The organism is Caballeronia sp. EK (assembly GCF_014384845.1).
In the GTDB taxonomy this organism is placed as follows: domain Bacteria; phylum Pseudomonadota; class Gammaproteobacteria; order Burkholderiales; family Burkholderiaceae; genus Caballeronia; species Caballeronia jiangsuensis.
On record NZ_JACSUE010000010.1, the window covers coordinates 273530 to 293533 of the forward strand.

Below are 20004 nucleotides of genomic sequence, written 5' to 3' on the forward strand. Positions count from 1 at the left end.
CTATCGAAACAGAGGTTTCACCGCGTCTTTGACGCATCGACTAGTAGTGGCAGGATCTTTCTCTAGCAGTTCATTTTTTCTTTCACCCTGGCGGGGAGCGATCCCTACCGGGGCCGCATTCCGCCCACCATAACGGAGTGCATTATGTTTGGTCTTTATCCCGCTGGCCCGAACTGGGTCCGCACTTTCGCTATAGGCGATTGCTCATCGCGTGATCTTCAAAAGTCGTTGGTCGATTTCGCCGGCTTCACCGCTGCGATCCAGCATCAGCCGTTCGGCCAACACCGCGGTGCGGTACTGGCGCAGTTCGGTCAGACGCTGCTGCTGCTCGCCACGACGCCCGGCGCGTGCGAGGTTGCTGTCACGCCGACGGTTGAGATGCAGCACCTTCTGTGGTCGTATCAGGAAGGGTATGCAAGCCAGTGGTCTCCTGCCGAGATCCGCAGCCTCACCGGGCATAGCGGATGGCAAGAGCTTCTGACGAACGCGCGTCGCGAGTTCAGCAGAGTCTGTGACCAGGTCGCAGCCGCGCTCGATGGGACGCTCCAAGCGCCGCCTCGTGCCATTGCGTCTGCCGACATCAATGCGCCGTTTCCCAACGACGATGACGACGCTTTTTACGCACAGATGGCTGTAATGTCTGCATCGATGAGTGCGCCGGAGGATCTGTCATGCGGCCTCTGAAACTGACGCTGAAAGGCTTTGTTGGCGTGCGCGATGGCATGAAGCGCGACAGTGTGACGCTCGATCTGGAAGCGTTGCCGGATGGCCTGATCGCCTTGACCGGCCCTAACGGGGCGGGCAAGACAACGATCATGGACAACTTCCACCCATATCCGATCATGCCGTCGCGTGCGTCGAAGCTGTCTGTCGACGCCTTCTCGTACTGGGATCACATCTGCGGCACCAGTGCGTTGAAGGAACTCGAATGGGAGCACGACGGCATTCGTTATCGCTCGTCCTTCACGTTTCGCAAGCCCGGCAAGACAGGCAAGGCGGAGTACTACCTTGCCTATCGCGGCGTCGACGGTACGTGGCGCCCGGTGTCGCTGCCTGACGGAACGGCGTCGGACGGCAAGGCGGAGTCGTATAACCGCTGTGTCGAGGCGATCAACGGTTCGTTGGAAACGTTCTTCACGAGCGTGTTCTCGGCTCAAAACCGGCGGCCGCTCGCGTCCTACGGTGCAGGCGAGATCAAGACGCTGCTGGCTGAACTCCTCGGCATCGACCACCTGAAGGCATTGTCGGCGAAAGCCGCTGATGTCGCGAGGGTGCTCGGCAAGTCGCTCGAAGGCATCCAGTCTGAGCTTGGTGCGCTAGCCGGAAAGCGGCAACGTAAAGCAGACGCTGAGCGGTCGATCGTCGCGCAGGGAAACACCCTGCGTGCCGCTCGGGAGCAACGCGATGCCGCGCTTGAGCAAGCGAGCAAGCTGGCTCAGGAGCGGGCGACGCTTGCGGCGAAGCAGACTGAATCTGCGACGACCGAGGCCCGCCTGCGAGAGCTGGGCGTACGCCGCGACGAGTTGGGGCGTGCCCTGAAAAGCGCGGCCGACGACGAGCAAGCAGCAGGGGTTCGCTGCCAGCAGCGCGTCGCCGTTCTGAGTCGAACGGTGTCAACGCACCAAGCAACGCTTGCTCGCCGTGAGGCGATCATTGGCGCCGCGGCTAAGCGCGAGGAGGTCGAGTTGGCGATTGCGCGTGAGGAAGCGAAGTTTGCTCCTCTGCAGCGCGACATCGCTGATTTGGAGGTCAAACGCGCGACGTTGACCACGCTCGATGCGACGCTTACCAGCTTAATGAACCAGGGCACGACGAAAGCCGCGCACTTCGAGACGCTGAGTAAGCAGGCGGCCGTGGCTGAGCAGGTGCCGTGTGTCGGTCATTCGATGCATGCGCAGTGTCCGCTGCTCGCACAAGCCTTTCAGGCGAAAGAGCAAGCGGAAGCGCAGCGTATTGCGGTGGCGAGTCTTCGCGCGGAGTATCGCGAGAAGAAAACGCAGGCCGAAGCCTTGGCTCGCGTGCCGGCCGAGTTGGCGGCAAAGCGTGTCGAGATGCTGGCAATCACCGATGCCGCCGCGCAGCTTCGCCGTGCACTGCAGGCAGCCGCCGAGGTTGCTGCGACGAAGCCATTGCTTGATGCCGCCGTGGCGGGACTCGAAGGGGCGCAAACCGAGTTGCGTTCGATCGCTGAGGGGAGTACGGCACGCACCGCCAAGTACCAGTCTGAGAAGACGCGTATGGAAGCGGAGCTTGCTCGTATCGCCGAGGAGGTCGGGCGACTCGCCGCTGTCGACGTTAGCGCTGTGATTGCAAAGCTGGATCGCGACATCGCACTGAACCGCGAGACTGTCTCGGCACTTGATGGTCGGATCGAGCAATCCATTCGCTCACAAAGCGTGTTGCAGGTCGAAGCTGAAGCCCTGGCTGTGGAGTTGGAGAAGTTCACGGCCACGCAGTCGCGTGCCGAACGCCTCTCCGACGAGATCGCGCAATGGAAGCTGCTGGCTAAGGGCTTGGGCAACGACGGCGTGATCGCGTTGACCATCGATGACGCGGGGCCGGCGCTGACGCATACCGTCAACGAGCTATTGCTCGCGTGCTACGGCATGCGCTTCACCGTGGAGATCCGCACGCAGCGCACGCTCGCGAGCGGTGAATTGCGTGAAGGCTTCGAGATCCTCGTTCACGACGCCGAGTCCGACAGCAGCAAGTCGGTCTCCGTCATGTCCGGCGGTCAGAAGGTCTGGATCAACGAGTGTCTCACGCGGGGCATCGCGCTCTATCTCGCGCAGAACACCGGTCAGCCGTATCAGACCTTGTTCAGCGACGAGTCGGACGGCCCGCTCGATCCCGAGCGCAAAGTGCAGTTCATGCGTATGAAGCGTGAGGTGCTGCGCCAAGGCGGTTATCAGCGGGAGTTCTTCATCTCGCAGACGCCCGACCTGGTCGCTGAGGCCGACGCAGTCATCGACGTTCAGGCGCTTGCCGCCTGATTTCTATCAACCCTTGTGGGGAGTTGCCCCACAAGGGCGCTCCCGTTTCCCCCTCTTTCTCGCGCGTTTTGGCGCTATTCATTATGGCAAACCTTTTGATGCTGCTGCTCGCGGCAGTCGGCAGTCCGTCTCACGCAAACGTGGGATCTCACCAGCCTCCAGCGCAACAAGCCGCACCGGCTACTGCTCAGTCGCAGCCGCCGCGCGCGCCGTACCTGCGTCGCGCGTCCGCGTTCGATAACGGCCGTCTGCGTCGCATCTGACACCGGCTCATTCTCTCTCACTTCTTGACTGGAGCCTTCCATGGCCTATTCCTGCACTGATTTCGTTGACGACGTACTGGACGACATGGTGATCCGCAGCTGGATCAAACCCGAGCAGTACGGACCTGACGACCCGCAAGCATCAGTGCGATGCGGTATTGGGCGCAATCGGCGAAGCGGATGTATCGCTTCGTCTCGCCGCTGACGCTAAGCAGTTTCGTGCGGAACTGCTCGATTCTGTCGAAACGCTCACCTGTATCGCTGAGCAGCACGGCGCGCTCGCCCTTGCGAATGTCGTCTATCTCCAGACGGCGATCTTGAAGGGCGGTGTGATCGAGCTCACGCGCGAAGAAGCGGACGCGTTCTCTTTCGTCAGAGACTACCTTCGGGCGGTCGCTGGTGGCAGAGCGTCAAGCTGATCGAGTGAGCAGCAGCTGTTTGCCGCCAACGTCTTTTCTCAACCCTCGCGGGCAAGCGGCCCGCTGGGGGTCGCTCCGCGTTCTTTCTGTGGAGTGTTTTATGTTTGAAGCAGCGAAGCTGGGCGCATCGCCGGAGCAGTTCGCCAACCTCGAAGCGGCGATCGGCTACATCGCCGGCACCGCGACGCACGCGGGTGAAGTTCGCCCTTGGGTCCTGGAACGTCGAGACAAAAGTGTTCTTGATCCTCGGCGGCAAAGTGCAACCCCGAAAAGGGGTGCGCCAATGACCCCGCCGTGGCTCGAGCAATACACCAGTGGCCAGAAGACCGGCTACGCGCAAGCCTTCATGGCCTACGCGGACTATTACGGCGTCGATGGCTCTGCCGATGATGACCCGGAAATCGAAGAGCGGATCGCCATGCATCGGCAACCGATCGTCGGTTACGCCAGTCGCACCGGCACCCGCCGCAACCTGGCTGCCCTGCAGGGCGCGGACTGGCGCTTGTTGGTCTCGGCCAAGGGCGAACTGCGTACTGAGGGCTTTCGCCGCTATGCATTGGATAACGGCGCTTGGACGGCCTACCAGCAAGGTCAGCCCTTCGAAGAGCACGCATTTGCTGTCGCCGTCGATCGGCTCGGCGAGCGGGCCGATTGGCTTGTTCTTCCTGACATCGTCATGGGTGGCATGGCCTCGCTCGACTACTCGCTGAAGTGGCTGGAACGACTTCGCGGGATGCCCTGCCGAATGCTGATCGCAGTTCAGAACGGTATGCAGGTCGACGACCTTGCCGCGCTTCTGTCCCCTGCGGTCGGCATCTTCGTCGGCGGTTCAACGGAATGGAAAGAGAAGACGGCGCACGTGTGGGGATCGCTCGCAAGACGGCGCCACTGCTACTTGCACGTCGGTCGCGTGAACTCGGCGCGGCGCATCCGCATCTGTGCGGCCGCCGGTGCCGACAGCTTCGACGGTACCAGCGTGAGCCGGTATGCCAAGACGCTGCCGCGCCTTGATCGAGCAACGCGCCAGAGCGACTTGTTCGCAGCGGCGCACGACGGTCTCGAAGAGGCGCAACGCGCGACGGCTGACCTTTTGGTTTGATTGAAAGCATTGACCCTATGAACCCCTTCGGGAGCGCATCCCGAAGGGGTCGCTCCTATTTTCTCGGAGCGAAAAAGATGGAACAGGAAATTTTCTTGAAGATGGAAGCTGCAATCAGCGTCATGCAACGCTACATCGTGCAGGGCTATAGCTTGAGTTGCGGGTACAGCGGCGGCAAAGACAGCACCTGCACTTTAATGTTGATGCTAGAAGCAATTCGTCGCGCCGACCGCTCGACGATCAGCCATTACATCCAGTCGGCTGACACGACGATTGAAAACCCGACGATCGCCAACTTCCTGCACTCGGTCCTCGATGAACTGCAGTTGTACATGAGGAGACGGCGATGCCGGTCGCGATTCACGTAACAAAGCCTTCGCTGGCCAGTCAGTTCGTTGTTTCGACGATCGGCCGGGGCACGCTTGTCCGCACGCCGGAAAACGGTGTGCGCGACGGCAGACGCACGCGTGCCTGCGCGGACGAATGGAAGGTGAGGCCGGGAGGGCGCCTGCGAACATTGCTCGAGTGCCGCGCGGCAACTGACGGCGCTCGTGAGGTCATCACGGTGCTTCGTCTGCGTAAGGACGAAAGTACATCGCGATCCTTGGCGATGGCAGAGCGCGAAGACACCGCCGACGTTGCGGTCCGGAATAGAGGCGGTGGGCTCACGCTTAGTCCCCTAGCCGACTGGTCGTCCGACGATATTTGGACGATGCTCGCGTTGTTAGCCGATCCGGGAAGTATGCCGTTCGGTTCGCCGTTGCTTCCAGCAACGATTCATCGGCTATCAGAGATCTACCGAGCTGGGAACGGAGGAACGTGCGGCGTCGTAGTGGGGGAGTCGGGTGCACGGGCATCTTGCGGAAGCAGATTCGGCTGCGCTTTCTGTTGTGTCTCGGGCGACCGTGACAAGTCGCTTGAGGCCATGATTGAGGATGAACAATACGGGCATCTGCGGCCGCTGAACACCTTTCGCAACTATCTGCTGGCGATCCAGTAGGATATGTCGCGCCGGGAGTTGGTGGGGCGCTCGCTGAGCGATGCGGGCTACACGCGCATCCAGGCAGACACGTACAGCTACCTGACGCGTGTCGATCTGCTCAAGAAGCTCTGCAGTATCGACGCGGCCGAGCGCGACCGCGCAGAAGTCCATTCCGGGGCACTGGCGAACCGGTCGATCCCGGACACGGAAGACAATCGGCTGCTGTGTGAGCCGCAGTTCGAATTCGTGACGCCGCAGCAGTTGGTGGCGATCGACTTCTTTTTGTCGATGCATCACTACGCGCCGCACGCCTTTTCCGCGCTTGCGGTCTGGCACGACGTCAATGTGCTGCGGCGTCGCTATCCGATACCGACGCTCGAACCGCTTCCAAAAACGGATATCGTCCTGCACGGCTGGTATCCAGTCGGTCAGTACGACAAGGAGGCGCCTGCGACCGGATTGCGCTGGTTTGATGCCGAGCAGTGGAACCCGTACCGGCATCAGGGCCGGCCCGGGCGATATGCGAGGACGACGGGCGGTGAGCAGACCGTCTATTTCGAGGAAGCCGCGCAGTTCGAGGTGGATGCGGAAGCAGCGTACCTTTTCGTCAACTGCACTTACGACACTGCCTTCTTGTTGGACACGCAGCATCGCGACGCCATCGATTCAGCGCATTTCTGGCTGAACGAGGGCATTGTGAAGTTGCCGACCGGGATGGCGCAGCGCTATCAGGACATGGCCAAGCGTGGGCAGTATTTTGCGCGGCTAGCGCAGAGACTGAATCTGACGCCGGCTGAGCTGGATGCGCATCTTGTGTCGAGGGCAATCAGCAACGCAGAGCATGATGGCCTGCTGTGTCGCGATCGGCGGCAACTGAGCTTGTTTGCGAACGCGGCTTGACCTCAACGAACAACTTTCGACAATCCCGGGGCCCTAAAACCCTGGGATTTTTTGCGTCAGTCGACTTAATCGAGATCCGGAGTTACAAGCGTTTCGCCCGGCTAAACGCCCGAAGATTTAAAGGGGCGTAGCATCAATGGCAGATCGCGCGAAAAAATGCGCGATTTCTCCGCCTGCCTTGGCAGCATATTCCTGAAACCAAGAATCTGCCGTATCAGCGGGGACGGACGTGGGGCGAGACTTTCAGATGAGCGCAACTGAATCGGCCTGCGATATCGCTGCAAACGCTTGACCTCTACAGATTGAAGCGCACGAGATAGATCGATAGCGGATGCGCGAAAAAGAGAGAAGGCTCCTGCTGGTCCAGATTGCTCGGCGAACTGCACGTCAATGACTCATCCTTGGCCCAGTAAAGTTCGGTTAAGGCTTCCTAGGAACATCCGTCCGGAAACGGGATCAGATTTTGCTGCAGTCTAATGCACGGGAGACGATCATGCGCAGACTTCTCAGCATTTTGACAATCGCAGCGGCCTTCTCAGGATGCGTTGTCGCTCCGCCATACGGGTACGACGATCCTGCATATGGTCCCGCGCCGAGCCCCAGGGTCGGTGTGGGCGTGGGAGTGGGTACCGGCAGCTTCGGGTCCGGAGGAGGTGTTGGGATAGGTGTCGGATTCTGAGCGTCGCTCGCCCAACCTGGGTCTGCCTGCCGTCGTTTTTGTCCGAGTGGTTCTGAGCAAGGGACCGGGCGGTTGCAAGAGCGTTGACGATAAGAACGCCGCTGCGATCCAACGTGCATCGGCGCCTGCCTAACTCCCGAAATCGGGTCCCGACTCCCTGCTTTGTTACTCCGGCGGGATTTGCTGACATTCCGTTTGGAACCAATAGTCGACGAGTCGCTGCGCCGCTTGTAAATCATCGGGGTAGTACGGATCGTCGTACCACGGCGACGGGTCGTAGCCCGCTTTTCTCAGTGCGCCCAGTTCGGTTTGATGTTGCGCCATCGTAGGAGACGCGTTGCTTCGAAGCGCAACCAGGTCACGACACTCTGTCGGGCTCAGGTGCCTTCCGGTGTACGGCATGCCACCGACGGCACAGCCGCTGAGAAGAAGAACCGTGGCGCAAAGCGCTAGCTGGCGTCTCTGAAGTTCGTTCACGATTTAACTCAGCCAAAAGGATCAAGCTAACAACGGCGAATGAGCGAGATTCGCAAGCAGGCCGGCGGGCCCGGGATACACCGCAACGCAGCCGGCATCCCGCAACGACTGCTCGGGAAAGGCTCCGGAGAGGAAGCCGATTGTGCGCAGGCCTGTCTTCGACGCCGCCTGCGCGTCGTAGGGCGAGTCGCCAATCACGATCGCGCTACCGGGCGGCACTTCGAGCTTCTGCAGGGCGACTTCGAATACATCCGGCGCAGGTTTAGACTGTTCGACGTCTTCCGAGGAGACTGTCACATCGAGTAAATCGGCGATGGCGGCGATCTCGAGATACACCTCGAGTTCATCTTTCTTCGCCGATGAGGCGACGGCGAGCTTCACCCCAGCTTCGCGTAGTTTTCCAAGGAGTTCCGGCACTGCCGCGAAAGGCCGCACCATCGACAAATAGTTTTCCTTGAAGTGCTTTCCCCTCCAGGATTCGAGCTGTTTGCCTTGGTCTCGCAGTGCAGCGTCGGACAGAAAGACCGGCATCAAATTATCTCCGCCCTTACCGATTTGACTGCGCGCCTGTTCGAAGCTGACGTCATGTCCGAAATGAGCGAAGGCCTCATGCCAGGCCAACGCATGGAGATCGACCGAGTCAATCAGCGTCCCGTCGATGTCGAAGATTGCAGCGAGTGGCATATGGCCTCCGTGGATCAAGGCATTATGCAAAGCGCGTACCAGCTCACTCTTCTAGGATAGGCAATCCGCCTGCTCCCGGCACGGCGACTGCGAGGATTGCGCGCGGTGCTATCCTGCATCTTGCTCGTTGATCCTTTGTTTGTCGCTCGCCTCACGTCCGTTGATCACGCGGGCGAGCGCATTGATAAGCTGAATTCACTGGCTGCGGTTGTTGACGCCAAGGAGAAGCCCATGCCGGCCCGCTCGATTGCCTCGCTTTCGCTGTCCTTTGGACTGGTCTCGATTCCAGTCAAGCTCTATTCAGCGACCGAAAGTGCCTCTGATGTCCGCTTCAACCTGCTTGGACCCGACGGCTCGCGCGTGAAGCAGCAGTACGTGTCGGAAACCACCGGAAGGGTGGTGGAACGCGCCTCCATGCAGAAGGGCTATCAGTTCGAGCGTGACAAGTACGTGGTCTTCACGGCGGACGAGTTGAAGGCGCTCGAGGAGAGCGCCAGTCATGTCGTCGAGATTGTCTCCTTCGTGCCCGAGAAGTCAGTCGATCCGGTTTTCTATGACAAGGCCTACTTCATCGCGCCGGACAAGCGCGGCGGGAAGCCGTACAGCCTCCTGCAAGAGGCACTCGCCCGGACCGGACGATGTGCGCTCGCCAAGTGGTCCTACAAAGGGCGCACACGGATCGTTCAGGTTCGGCCAGCGGAAGACGGCATGGTCTTTCAGCAACTGCTCTTCGCTGACGAGGTGCGCTCGCTCAGAGAGCTCAACATCGAGCATGTGTCGGTTTCGGACTCAGAACTGAAGCTTGCGATCCAGATCATCGAGCAGGGTGCGGAGGACAACTACGACGCATCGGCCTACAAAGATGAAGAAAAGAAGCGCATCCTCGCGGCGATCGACCGCAAGATCGAGGGCAAGGAAATCGTTGCCCCTGAGGCGCCGGAAGCCGAAGCGGGTGGCGAAGTCATCGATCTGATGGAAGCGCTGCGGGCGAGTCTCGCCAAAACCAGCGCGAAAGCGACGAAGCCTGCGGCCGCCAAGCGAAAGACCGCGGCCAAGCCCGTTGAAGAAGTCGCGGAGGTGGTGAGCGTTCCCAAGACCAGAAAGCCTGCCGCGCGCGCTCCGAAGGTTGCTGCGACGGAAGCGCCCGCCAAGGTGCGCGCGCGCAAGTGAAGCGAACCCTTTCGCACGATGTGACGCTGTCGAAACTCCAGTCGATGCTGGGCGTGTCCCGGCGCGTGGTCGAAGGACTGATCGAAGCTGGGCTGGTGACGCCGGCGCGCGGCTCGCGCAATGAGATGCGCTTTTCGTTTCAGGATGTCGTGATGCTTCGCACGGCGCTGCAGTTGCGATCGTCCCGCACCTCGCCGCGCAAGATTCGCGAGGCGCTCGCTCGGCTCAAGCGCGAGTTGCCCGATACGCTTCCGCTGTCCGGCATCCGTGTGGCGGCAGAAGGCGATTCAATCGTTGTCAGGACCGGGCCTTCACGCTGGGATGCCGTGACGGGCCAGATGCTGCTTGATTTCGAAGTGGCAGAGGTCAAGGGCGACGTCGTTGTCTTCGACGCGACGCCGGAGCGCAAGAGTGCTGCGGCCGCGCAGGCCCAGGAGTGGTATGAGCTCGCCGAACAGTTGGTGAAGAGCGACCCCGCCGGCGCGGAGCACGGATACCGACGCGCGATTGAGCGGGCGCCCGAGCCCTTCTATTCCGCGTATGTCGATCTAGGGGCCTTGCTCTGCGAGACGGAAGGCCAGTGTCAGGACGCGCTGACTGTCTTCGAAGAAGCCTTGTCGCACTTCCCGGACGATGCCGTTCTGCACTTCAATCGGGCCGTCGCACTGGACATGCTGGATCGGCTCGATGAGGCCAAGCAAGGCTACGAGCGGTGCCTTGCCATCAATCCAGATTATGCCGATGCGCACCACAATCTGGCTATTCTTCTGGACAAACGCGGAGACAGGCGCGGCCTCATCCGGCATTTGAGCGCGTACCGCCGACTGAGTAGCTAACAGCGCGATTTGGAAAATGGCGAGTTGAGCGCTTGGTGGCAACCTGCTAAGGTCGCGCTCATGATTTTGTCCTCGTAGTCGGAATGCCACCCACGTCCAATCTCGCCTCAGCCGAAGAGCATATTCGAACCCGCGCCTATTTCTTGTGGGAAGCCGACGGCTGCGCACATGGCCGTGACGACCACTACTGGCGCGAAGCCATCGCGCAGCTTCAGGCTGAAAGCATTCAGCCATTGCCGAGTACGCCCGTGGCGCACGAAGTCATCGCAGTCGAAAAAGCTCAGACGACGTCGAGAGCGGGCAAGAGCGTCGGAAAGAAGGCCGCGAAGCATACCGCTGAGGCGGCTGGCAACGCGAAGGCTAAAACCAGCAAGAAGGGCAGCGAGAAGGCCTCAACGAAAGCCGAAGATAAAGTTGCCAGTAAGGCGGCCGAAGCGGTCGATGAGCCCAAGGCCGCAGCAAAAAAATCGAAGACTGCCAAGACAGTGGGCGAGGTCAGCCAGGGTGGAGCGGCGTCGCCTGCGCCCGCGCGAGCGAAGAAGCCTCGCAAGACCGCGTCCAGCGAGTCGAAAGTCTCGGCGCAGCGGTCCGCCGAATAGAACGTGGATCGCGATCTTTCAGCGTGATAGGCGTCACACGCAGTTAAGGGTTGCACCCAGCGTCCGCTTCAGCAGAAATTGCGACTGACGGTTGTGAGTCCGCCCAGAAGATGCGACATGTCGACAAGTCGCTGAGCGACGAGGTGGCGGACCTCGCCTTCGCATTGCCATGTGCCATACACGGCAAGAAGCGCCGCACCCAGGGCTTCCTTTCGTTGCTTCTCGAGGAGCGACGGCCAGATGATCACGTTGACGTTGCCTGTCTCGTCCTCGAGCGTCACGAACATGACGCCTTTGGCTGTGCCTGGCCTTTGCCTCACCGTGACGAGTCCGCAGCCGCGTGCAAGTCGACCGTTCCGATAACTGCGAAGCGTGGAAGCGGGCATGAGTCGATGTTCGAGCAACGTCGGGCGCAGGAGGGAGAGAGGATGGCGCCCCAACGTCAGACCTGCCGCGTTGTAGTCGCTGACGATGTCTTCTGCCTCTGACGGCGCGCCGAGCTCGGGCGTCTCGTCGTCGATCCGGCTGTCGGCAAGGATGTCCCGCTCAGGCACGGCTGCAACCGACTGCCAAAGCGCTTCACGTCGATTGCCGGCAAGCGCGCTTAACGCGTTGGCGCCCGCCAACACCTGCAGGTCGTGCCTATCGAGCTGAGCGCGTCTTGCCAGATCACTGACGCTCATGAAGGGCGTCACGGCGCGCGCGTTCTCGATGCGCTCTGCAGCGCCGTCACGCATGCCCTTGAGCAGCGACAGTCCGAGACGAACGACCGGCTTCGCACGATCGGTGCGTCGCTCAAGCACTGAGTCCCAGCCGCTGATCGTGACATCGATCGGCACGACCTCGACGCCATGACGCTTCGCGTCTTGCACGAGCTGCGACGGCGAGTAAAAGCCCATCGGCTGTGAGTTGAGCATCGCGGCGAGGAAAGCAGCGGGCTCATGACACTTGAGCCAACTGCTCGCATATACCAGCAGCGCGAAGCTGGCCGCATGACTCTCCGGGAATCCGTATTCGCCGAAGCCTTTGATCTGCTCGAAGATCGCTTCGGCAAATGCAAGTTCGTAGCCGCGCTCGCGCATGCCGTTGACGATGCGGTCGTAATATTGCTGCAGGCCGCCCTTGCGTTTCCACGCAGCCATCGCGCGGCGTAGTTGATCCGCCTCGCCTGGGGTAAAGCCTGCAGCAAGAATCGCCACTTGCATCACCTGCTCCTGAAAGATCGGCACGCCGAGCGTGCGACCGAGCGCCGTCTCCAGTTCCACACTCGGATAGGTCACCGGCTCGATCTTCTGACGTCGCCGCAGATACGGATGAACAGCGCCGCCCTGAATCGGACCAGGACGCACGATAGCGACTTCGATGACAAGGTCGTAGAAGGTCCGCGGTTGCATGCGCGGCAACATGCTCATCTGCGCGCGCGACTCAATCTGAAACACACCGACCGTATCGGCCTGCGAGATCATCTCGTACGTTGCAGGATCTTCTGACGGGATGTCCTGCATTTCGAAGCGCTCGCCGCGCTGCTCGGAGACGATGTCGAGCGTGCGGCGGATGGCCGAGAGCATGCCGAGCGCGAGCACATCGATTTTGAGAAGTCCGAGGGCTTCGAGGTCGTCCTTGTCCCACTGGATTGCGCTGCGGTCGGCCATCGCGGCATTCTCGACAGGCACGAGCCGCGTGAGCTTGCCTCGGCTAATGACAAAACCGCCAGAGTGCTGCGACAGGTGCCGCGGAAAGTTGAGGATTTCAGCGGCCAGCTTCGCCCACATCGTGATGAGCGGATTCGTCGGATCGAGTCCAGACTCTTCGAAGCGTCGCAGCAAATCTTGCGAGTGATCGAACCATTGATGACTCTTCGCGACCTTGTCGACGATCTGCGGATCGATGCCGAGCGCCTTGCCGGTCTCACGCAGTGCACCGCGTGGCCGATAGGTCGAGACCGCAGCGGCGATGGCTGCGCGGTCTCGACCGTACTTGCGATAGATGTATTGAATGACCTCTTCACGCCGTTGATGCTCGAAGTCAACGTCGATGTCGGGTGGCTCGCCCCGTTCTTTGCTAATGAATCGTTCGAACAACATATTGCCCCGCGACGGATCGACTTCGGTCACGCCGAGGCAATAGCAGACCGCGCTATTGGCCGCGGACCCACGGCCCTGACACAAGATGTGCTGACTTCGCGCGAAGCGCACGATGTCATAGACCGTGAGGAAGTACGCCTCATAACGCATCTCGCGGATCAACTGCAGTTCATGCTCGATCTGTTGCTGCACCTCATGCGGAATGCCAGCCGGAAAGCGCTTGTGGGCGCCGATGTACGTCTCCTGCCGCAGATACGCCTCATGCGTGAAGCCGTCGGGCACGAGCTCATCGGGATATTCGTAGCGCAGTTCATCCAACGAGAAGGCGCAGCGCTCAAGGATGTTGAGCGTCTGGGCGAGCGCGTGCGCGGGGTACAGATTGGCGAGGCGCAGGCGAGAACGAAGGTGCTGCTCAGCATTGGGCGCGAGATCGTATCCACACTCGGCGACGGGCTTTCCGATGCGGATCGCCGTCATCGTGTCCTGCAGGGGCTTTCTCGAACGCACATGCATCACGACATTGCCGAGCGCGACAACGGGCACGCGGTGCCGTTCGGCGATGTATTCGACGCTGCCCCGGTGAATGTCATCCATCGCGCGTTGATGCAGGATGAGTCCTACCCACGCACGAGCGGGAAACGTCTCATTGAGCCACTCGACTTGCGCGGACAGGGCATCTTCCTTCGCAGGAAAGTCGGGCACCAGGATCGCCAGGCAGTCGGGCATGCCACGTAGATGCGCGTACTCTTTCTCGGGCTTCGACAGGTCGTGCGGCGTGAGCAGGTAGGTGCCCTTCGCGGCACGCATGCGTCCGAGCGTGATCAGTTCGGACAGGTTGCCGTACCCATTGCGGTTTTGAGCGAGCAGGATCAGTCCGAACGCCGGGCTTTTGTCCGCATGAACGAGACGGAAGTAAGAGCCGATGATCAGCGGTAGCTTTTCTTCCTTCGCCTGGACGTGCGCGCGCACCACACCCGCAAGCGAGCACTCGTCGGTGATCGCCAGACCCGCGTAGCCGAGTTGCATCGCGCGCAACACGAGCTCTTCCCCGTGCGACGCGCCGTGCAGGAACGAAAAGTTCGTAAACGCGAAAAGCTCCGCGTAGTCGGGAAGGGCCGACGAGAAGAGATCCACGGTGACACCGATTATCCGAACAGCCCGTGAAGGAACCAGCGGACTTCCTCCGTCCTCACGCTTGGTCGTTCACGGTAGATCCAGTAACAGCTTTTATCGGTGGCCTCCGCGACATAGTAGTCGCGTGTCACCAGTTCGCCGTCATGCCAGCCCGCTTCGATCCGCTCGCCCGTCGAGACCAGCTTGAGCGGCGAGCCATAAAACGGTCGATGATTCTTGATCATGAGCCGCACAGGCGCGTCGAGCAGCCACGTTGGACGGGGCAGTTCAGCCGGGGCCGTGCACGCTTTCGTCGTGTCCTGGACGGGGACCCATTGGTTTGCAAGCTCAGGTCTATGATCCGAAGTCGGCGCGGGCCGCAGCACATTTTCCGCACCCAAGCGAGCGACCAGCAGTTCGAGGAGGCGGTTGTGATCCTGCGCGGAACCGCCCGGGTCCGGGAAAAGCGAATCGCTGGGCGGCTCAGCGGGCTGTACTTTCGATGCCGTGAGTCGAAGCGCGATGACGGCCGCTTCGAGCTCGACGCGCCCGAGCCGCTCCTTGAGCAGACGGACGAGGTGTTCCTCGTGCCATGTGGGTTCCGCGAGCGCGATGTCGATGACCGTCGGCTCGATCGCCTGGCGGCCGCGCTCGTGTTCGAGCGTGATGGTCGCCTGCGTGAGTGCGAGCTGCTGCGCGCTCAACCATCCGGTTAGCTGCACAATCAGGCGTCGCGCGGAAAAGAGGATCGCCTCAGCGTGCTCGACGCGATCGGGTAGTTCGGTGCGCGCGCTAAAGGAGGGCGGTAGCTCAAGCCATTCGTAAAGCTCGGGAGACAGGCCGTAGGCGCGGTCAAGCGAATCCAGTAAATCCACGCCACACCTCTTTTTGAGCCCTGCACGCGGTAGGCGTCGAATATCGTTGAGCACTCGGCAACCGAGGCCATTGAACCAATCGCCGAATGAGCGAACTTCGGGGACGACCATGAAGGGCAGCTCACCGAGAAAGCGTTCCAGCGAAGTCATCTTGAGCACGCGTCGGCGACCGCGTTTGGCGAGCAGCCACGCACCTTGACCCGTAGGCGCAACGCTCATGCGCGCGGTGACGCCGATCGCATTGACTGTCTCGCGGATCTGTCGACAGACGTGCACGATGCCGCCGAACAGTCGCAGACTCGCCGTGACATCAACGACGATGGTTTCTTCCTCGCGCACGGCGACTTGAGGCGAGAAGCGCAAGAGCGCAAAAGCGACTTCGCGTTGCACATCGAGCTCGCGCGCGAGGCTACGGTCATACATCAATGCGTCGGCCATCAGTGTCGTGACGCCACCGCGCTTCATTCCTACCATCACCCCTGCATCTCGGGCTGCCTGATCCAGCACGATCACCTTGTCACGCTCGAGCACCATACAGCCGTGTTCAGTCGGAGATGACCATCTCGGACGGAAGACCTCCAGCGAAAGCCGGGGCAGGAAGATGGCGACGAACACGGCCATGGGGGCTGAGCAGAATCGGAGTCGGTTGGAGGTGGATGGACAGTGGGTCGGTTCGGGTTGGACCTCGTCGCTTGATGACATCGACGACGATTCCGCCGTCGGCGGGCCGCACCCCCAGCCGTAAACTTGCCGGCGATGAATCCTGAGCGGCGGCGAGCGGTCGAACCAGAATCAGGAGGGTTTCAGTTGCTTGGGCCGCCAGATGCAATCGCCTTAAGGCTTCAGACCGGATGTGCTGCTGCCAGAAGAGCAGCGCGCCGCAACTTCGAGCGTTCAGTACGCGCTCGGCGCACCAGAGCGCATCCGCCGTCTTCGACGCCCGTAGCAGCATGAGTTTGTCCAGCGGTAGACCTAGATACGAAAACGCCAAGCTGTTAGGCATATGGGGCGCCTGCAGCAGCGCGACGGGCCGTTTGCTCGCCGCCACAAGCGCGGGCTTGAGCAACCTGACTTCCCCGATCCCCGGCTGCTGGACCAGCAGTTCCACCAGCGCGCCGATCGGCCAGCCGCCGCCGGGCAGTTCAGCCGACAGGGCGGCGTAGCCGGTGTCGATGGTCTTGCCGTAGACGCGTGCCAGTTGGTCGCCTTTCCACAGACTCGGGTGGATCGACTCGATGGGTTGAGATAGGGCGGCCATGGGGAGAAGGGGTTCACCCTAATACTGTTTATTTATACAGTATCTTAGCTCAAAAAACTGAAGCAGTGAATTGCACCCTATTTGCTTGCAGAGGGAGAATCAGGTGGAGATGATCTTGCAGAAGCACCCAATGCTGAAGTTCGTGGGCTTCGTTGCCACGCTGTGCGAGATTTTTGGGGCTGTGACGATCGATAAGGCAGCCGCCGAGACAAGGCGGGCGAGTTGCTTTTTTTTGCGCGAGAGAATGACCGAACGGTCGGGACGAAGTCGACGGAGGACTTCAAAGGCTGGTCGGTCGACTTCAAGTGGGTGATCGGCATTATTGCAAGGGGTGCGATCCTTGTGCTTCGGTACGGGACTGTGTTGCAGCGAGCGAAGCCCGGTCCTGCGCGGTTGAAAGTCGCGAGCTTCGTCCGCACCTCCGTCTGACGCGGGTGTGTTGGAAACATGCAAGGAGCGAAATGAACAAGCCGGACATCCATGAGCTGGAAGGGGCGCGAGCCGATCTACTGTGTTTCCTGGTGGCAACGATCGCGGCCTCCTACGCGCTGACGCAAGAATGGCGCGTGGATCATGTCGTTGAGAGCTGCCGGATCTGGCTCAAGCGCAACCTCGTCACGATGAATTGGCTCGAGCGGATCCGCATCGGCCAACTAGCTTTCAAAATTGCTCGACGCGACCTGAAAGGGGCGGGCATCGCCGTGCGCCAATCGGACGTGCAGGCGCTCTTTACCGGCGACATGGGCCTTAACCATGCCAGCACCGTGGTCCAGAAGATGATGAGACTGTGCCGCGAGGCAACGGGCACGGCAACATAAACCGATCGAGTTCCAAGGGGACGACAGTGTGCTATTCGGCGCAGATTCAGGCGGACTATCGCAAGTACGTGAAGATGTTCGGCGCGCAGATGGACATACGCGAGTTCGCACGCCTGTTCTGGGAGCGTGCCGAAGGCAGTAAGGCGAAGATTCCGAAGGCGATGGAAGACGCGTTCCTCGACCCTCAGACGGACGACGAACGCCAGATCAAGCAATTCATCGATCGGTTCAACGCTGAGCAGGCGGCTATGCTCGAGCAGGATGTCTTCAAACAGCGCAAGCGTCTCGCCGACGCTGAGCGCGCTTTGGAGACGAAAATCACGAAGGCGGCGAGTGAAAGTCGTCGCATTGCGACTGACAAGATCGGCTCGATTCTACGCAGGCTTGAGGACCTGAGTCGAACGACGCCGAAAGACCGCGACTCGCGGATTTTCCCCGGTCATTATGCGCCCGTGCTCGTCGTGGAAGACGGACGGTATGTAGTGAAGCCGATGCGCTACCAGTGCCGCATTGCGGGCAAGCCCGCCAACTACGACGCGCGCTTCCCCGGCACCTACAACGCCCGGCGCGACAGTCTCGAAGGCTTCTGGAAACCGTGCTTTGGCGTATCGCACGGTGTGATGCTGGTCGATGTTTTTTACGAGAACGTCAAGCGAGCAAAGTACGAGAATACGTTGCTTGAGACGCACGAGCGGGAAGAGAACATGGTCCTCGAGTTTCGACCGAGCAACCGTCAACTGATGCACGTCGCTTGTCTTTGGTCGCACTGGAGCGCGCCGGGCCAACCAGATTTGCTCTCGTTTGCAGCGATTACAGACGAGCCTCCACCTGAGGTCGAGGCCGCCGGCCACGATCGTTGCATCATTCCAATTAAAACCGAAAACATCCCGGCGTGGCTAAATCCGAAGGCGTCAAACCTGGATGCGATGTACGCCATCCTCGATGATCGCGATAGGCCGTATTATGAGCACCGGCTAGCCGCATAGATACGAGCAAAAACTGTCCAGATCTGCCGAGGCAGCTGTTATGCAACGGAGTGAGTGGACGGCAAAACATCACGCAACTGACCACCGCACTCGCCCTACGTGCTGCGATCAACGTCCTGCGTGATTCGGCCGAGTCTCGCCGCATGCCTTCTGGTGGTGCGCTTGAAGTAGCGTGCCCGCTCGATTCGAAAAGTCGGACGTTAGCTACAAATCTGTTCTGGTTCAGGATCCGTACCTCTCATGCTCCAGATAGCGGGTCGTTCGTGGTTCCATCGACTGTATTAGGAGCATCGCGTTGCTGTTTGAGTTTGGCCGCATAGGTCGTCGCCAGTCGGTTGCGACGATGCCGGGGCAGTCCTGTCAACCTAGAAGCGGATGGAGCCTGCGTGTTGCTCGCGCTAAAGCGCTCTCTTGTTCGAGGGCGATAACCGCGATTTCGCAGCGGCGAGTGAAAGCCTAGCGACGGAATAAGTAGGATCTGCGTAATCGCCTCTAAAACACCAGCTGTCACGCAGTTACTGGTGGGTGATCTTGAAGGGTGGGAGCGGAAGCGTCTCGCCGTCAACAAATGCAAACGCGCAGCGAATCGCGAAGCGGTACGCACCGTCTTTGCTCGCAAACAACCCGAGATCCCCCAGGGAGGTCGCTTCGCCGTCTTCTTCGAGGATAGACGCGCGGGCAGCGAAGGCTCGCCCGACACGGGTGACCGAGGGCTGGATGGCTGCACCATGGTGATAGAAGATCATCCTGTCTGTCCCCTTTATGTTGCGCGAGTAAAACTAGCGTACTGCGGAAAGAAATCTATCAGTTGAAGATTTACCTTTTTTGAACGGGCGCTTAATCCTGCTGCGCTCTCGTCAACCGCCGTCCGGCGGATACCACCATCAAGGGATTGCGGGAAGTGTCACCGTCGCATCTTCCCTACATTGGATAGCCGGTGATTTCACCGATATAAGTTGAGCGAGCAGAAGTCCTTATACTTTCTGCTCCCAAACTTCGAGGACTCGCCATGTGGCAAGCGCAGTGGCAGCAGCTGCCGGCATTTCTGGCGCACATCGATTTGCCGAACTGGCCGAGTTGGCTAGGGATCGTCGGCGCTTCGAGTGCCGTGAGTTCCATCGTCGTTCTGTTGATGCAGGGGTTGAGGAATCGGATCGTCCTGCGACGAGAGCGGCGCGACGTCGCGCTGGAAGTCGCGATCTCGCTCGAAGGCTATGCGCGCGAATGCCGTTCAATGATGCACCGCGCCGACTGGGCACGCGAGGAGGTTGCGCGCTCGGGAAATCGTGACGCCGCAAAAAGCGCCATGTTGCCGAGATTCTCGTTCCCCGAAAGAATCCAGTGGATCAGGCTCAGCCATCGCGTGGTATCGGAACTGCGTGACTTCCCGGCCAATGTGCATGCGGGTCGAAGCGACCTGGAGGCGTTCGCCGAGTTTGGCGATCCGTCCGCGTATTGCGAGGAGGTGAGCTTCGAAAGCGCGAAGGCGGCGCGAGACGCGCTCGTCTTGGCACGAGAAACCCGAAAGAAGCACGGCTGCGTGCCGTGGCGCCCAGGTGCGAAGGATGCGGATCTGACTCGCGAGCTAATGACTTTCATTGCAAGCGCGAACGAGAAGCGCCAAGCGCATCAAGATCCTCTCGCCCAGCGGCGGTCCGCGCAGCGTTCGTCACACTCGGCGTCGGCCGCCGGTGAGCCTGCCATCGCGCCGCAGTGAGTCAACGCAGTTAGCCTAATCAGCGAGAAGGCATTCGAGATCATGCCCGTAT

Annotated in this window: 19 protein-coding genes; 13 read left to right on the forward strand and 6 right to left on the reverse strand. The window is 60.5% G+C overall.

The features are described 5' to 3' along the window. Positions 1 to 144 precede the first annotated feature (144 nt). The 7 genes from IAG25_RS28680 to IAG25_RS41595 all read left to right on the forward strand — a co-directional run bounded on the left by IAG25_RS28680 (position 145) and on the right by IAG25_RS41595 (position 6656). Entirely contained in the window at positions 145 to 684 is a 540-nt protein-coding gene (locus IAG25_RS28680; protein ID WP_187607827.1) for a hypothetical protein, read from the forward strand. Beyond that, the gene (locus IAG25_RS28685; protein WP_187607828.1) at positions 672 to 2993 is read left to right on the forward strand and encodes an SMC family ATPase; all 2322 of its coding nucleotides are present in this window, start codon (positions 672 to 674) and stop codon (positions 2991 to 2993) included. The genes IAG25_RS28680 and IAG25_RS28685 overlap by 13 nt, the downstream gene beginning before the upstream one ends. Positions 2994 to 3414: 421 nt before the next feature. After that, a complete protein-coding gene (locus IAG25_RS28690; RefSeq protein WP_187607829.1) occupies positions 3415 to 3675 on the forward strand; it encodes a hypothetical protein in 261 nt (86 codons plus the stop codon). A gap of 100 nt (positions 3676 to 3775) precedes the next feature. Continuing rightward, entirely contained in the window at positions 3776 to 4774 is a 999-nt protein-coding gene (locus IAG25_RS28695; protein ID WP_255503990.1) for a hypothetical protein, read from the forward strand. Between the two features lie 77 nt (positions 4775 to 4851). Further along, entirely contained in the window at positions 4852 to 5142 is a 291-nt protein-coding gene (locus IAG25_RS41585; RefSeq protein ID WP_238295792.1) for a hypothetical protein, read from the forward strand. Continuing rightward, positions 5121 to 5774, forward strand: a complete 654-nt coding sequence (locus IAG25_RS41590; RefSeq protein ID WP_255503993.1) for a hypothetical protein — start codon at positions 5121 to 5123, stop codon at positions 5772 to 5774. The genes IAG25_RS41585 and IAG25_RS41590 overlap by 22 nt, the downstream gene beginning before the upstream one ends. Before the next feature lie 3 nt (positions 5775 to 5777). Continuing rightward, the gene (locus tag IAG25_RS41595) at positions 5778 to 6656 is read left to right on the forward strand and encodes a hypothetical protein (protein ID WP_255503994.1); all 879 of its coding nucleotides are present in this window, start codon (positions 5778 to 5780) and stop codon (positions 6654 to 6656) included. An 844-nt stretch (positions 6657 to 7500) separates the two neighbouring features. Here IAG25_RS41595 and IAG25_RS28705 read toward each other — a convergent pair. Both IAG25_RS28705 and IAG25_RS28710 read right to left on the reverse strand, forming a co-directional pair. Further along, on the reverse strand, positions 7501 to 7812 hold the full coding sequence (locus IAG25_RS28705) for a DUF4148 domain-containing protein (RefSeq protein WP_187607830.1): 312 nt from the start codon (positions 7810 to 7812) through the stop codon (positions 7501 to 7503). A gap of 21 nt (positions 7813 to 7833) precedes the next feature. Further along, positions 7834 to 8496, reverse strand: coding sequence for an HAD family hydrolase (locus tag IAG25_RS28710; protein WP_187607831.1), 663 nt, complete (start codon positions 8494 to 8496; stop codon positions 7834 to 7836). 231 nt (positions 8497 to 8727) lie between these two features. Between IAG25_RS28710 and ku the strand changes: the two genes are divergently transcribed. The 3 genes from ku to IAG25_RS28725 all read left to right on the forward strand — a co-directional run bounded on the left by ku (position 8728) and on the right by IAG25_RS28725 (position 11101). Then, the gene (gene ku / locus IAG25_RS28715; protein WP_187607885.1) at positions 8728 to 9666 is read left to right on the forward strand and encodes a non-homologous end joining protein Ku; all 939 of its coding nucleotides are present in this window, start codon (positions 8728 to 8730) and stop codon (positions 9664 to 9666) included. Next, entirely contained in the window at positions 9663 to 10502 is an 840-nt protein-coding gene (locus IAG25_RS28720) for a tetratricopeptide repeat protein (protein WP_187607832.1), read from the forward strand. The genes ku and IAG25_RS28720 overlap by 4 nt, the downstream gene beginning before the upstream one ends. Positions 10503 to 10585: 83 nt before the next feature. Beyond that, positions 10586 to 11101 (forward strand): DUF2934 domain-containing protein, encoded by a 516-nt coding sequence (locus IAG25_RS28725; RefSeq protein WP_222946682.1) that lies wholly within the window; start codon positions 10586 to 10588, stop codon positions 11099 to 11101. 68 nt (positions 11102 to 11169) lie between these two features. Here the strand turns inward: IAG25_RS28725 and IAG25_RS28730 are convergent, their stop codons facing one another. From IAG25_RS28730 to imuA, 3 genes are read right to left on the reverse strand one after another with little or no spacing between them, the layout of a single operon-like run. After that, positions 11170 to 14319, reverse strand: coding sequence for an error-prone DNA polymerase (locus IAG25_RS28730; RefSeq protein ID WP_187607834.1), 3150 nt, complete (start codon positions 14317 to 14319; stop codon positions 11170 to 11172). 11 nt (positions 14320 to 14330) lie between these two features. Continuing rightward, positions 14331 to 15794: a Y-family DNA polymerase gene (locus IAG25_RS28735; RefSeq protein ID WP_187607835.1), complete on the reverse strand. Its 1464-nt coding sequence runs from the start codon at positions 15792 to 15794 to the stop codon at positions 14331 to 14333. Next, positions 15718 to 16431: a translesion DNA synthesis-associated protein ImuA gene (imuA, locus tag IAG25_RS28740; RefSeq protein WP_187607836.1), complete on the reverse strand. Its 714-nt coding sequence runs from the start codon at positions 16429 to 16431 to the stop codon at positions 15718 to 15720. Before imuA ends, IAG25_RS28735 begins: the two co-directional genes overlap by 77 nt. Positions 16432 to 16892: 461 nt before the next feature. On the opposite strand from imuA, the gene IAG25_RS28745 reads away from it, so the two are divergent. Further along, positions 16893 to 17249: a hypothetical protein gene (locus IAG25_RS28745; protein WP_187607837.1), complete on the forward strand. Its 357-nt coding sequence runs from the start codon at positions 16893 to 16895 to the stop codon at positions 17247 to 17249. A 26-nt stretch (positions 17250 to 17275) separates the two neighbouring features. Further along, positions 17276 to 18235 (forward strand): SOS response-associated peptidase family protein, encoded by a 960-nt coding sequence (locus tag IAG25_RS28750; protein WP_187607838.1) that lies wholly within the window; start codon positions 17276 to 17278, stop codon positions 18233 to 18235. Positions 18236 to 18750: 515 nt separating this feature from the next. On the opposite strand, the gene IAG25_RS28755 is transcribed toward IAG25_RS28750, so the two are convergent. After that, positions 18751 to 18981, reverse strand: a complete 231-nt coding sequence (locus IAG25_RS28755; protein ID WP_061176476.1) for a hypothetical protein — start codon at positions 18979 to 18981, stop codon at positions 18751 to 18753. 263 nt (positions 18982 to 19244) lie between these two features. On the opposite strand from IAG25_RS28755, the gene IAG25_RS28760 reads away from it, so the two are divergent. Further along, complete coding sequence (locus tag IAG25_RS28760) at positions 19245 to 19952, forward strand: hypothetical protein (RefSeq protein WP_187607839.1); 708 nt, start codon at positions 19245 to 19247, stop codon at positions 19950 to 19952. Positions 19953 to 20004: the final 52 nt, after the last annotated feature.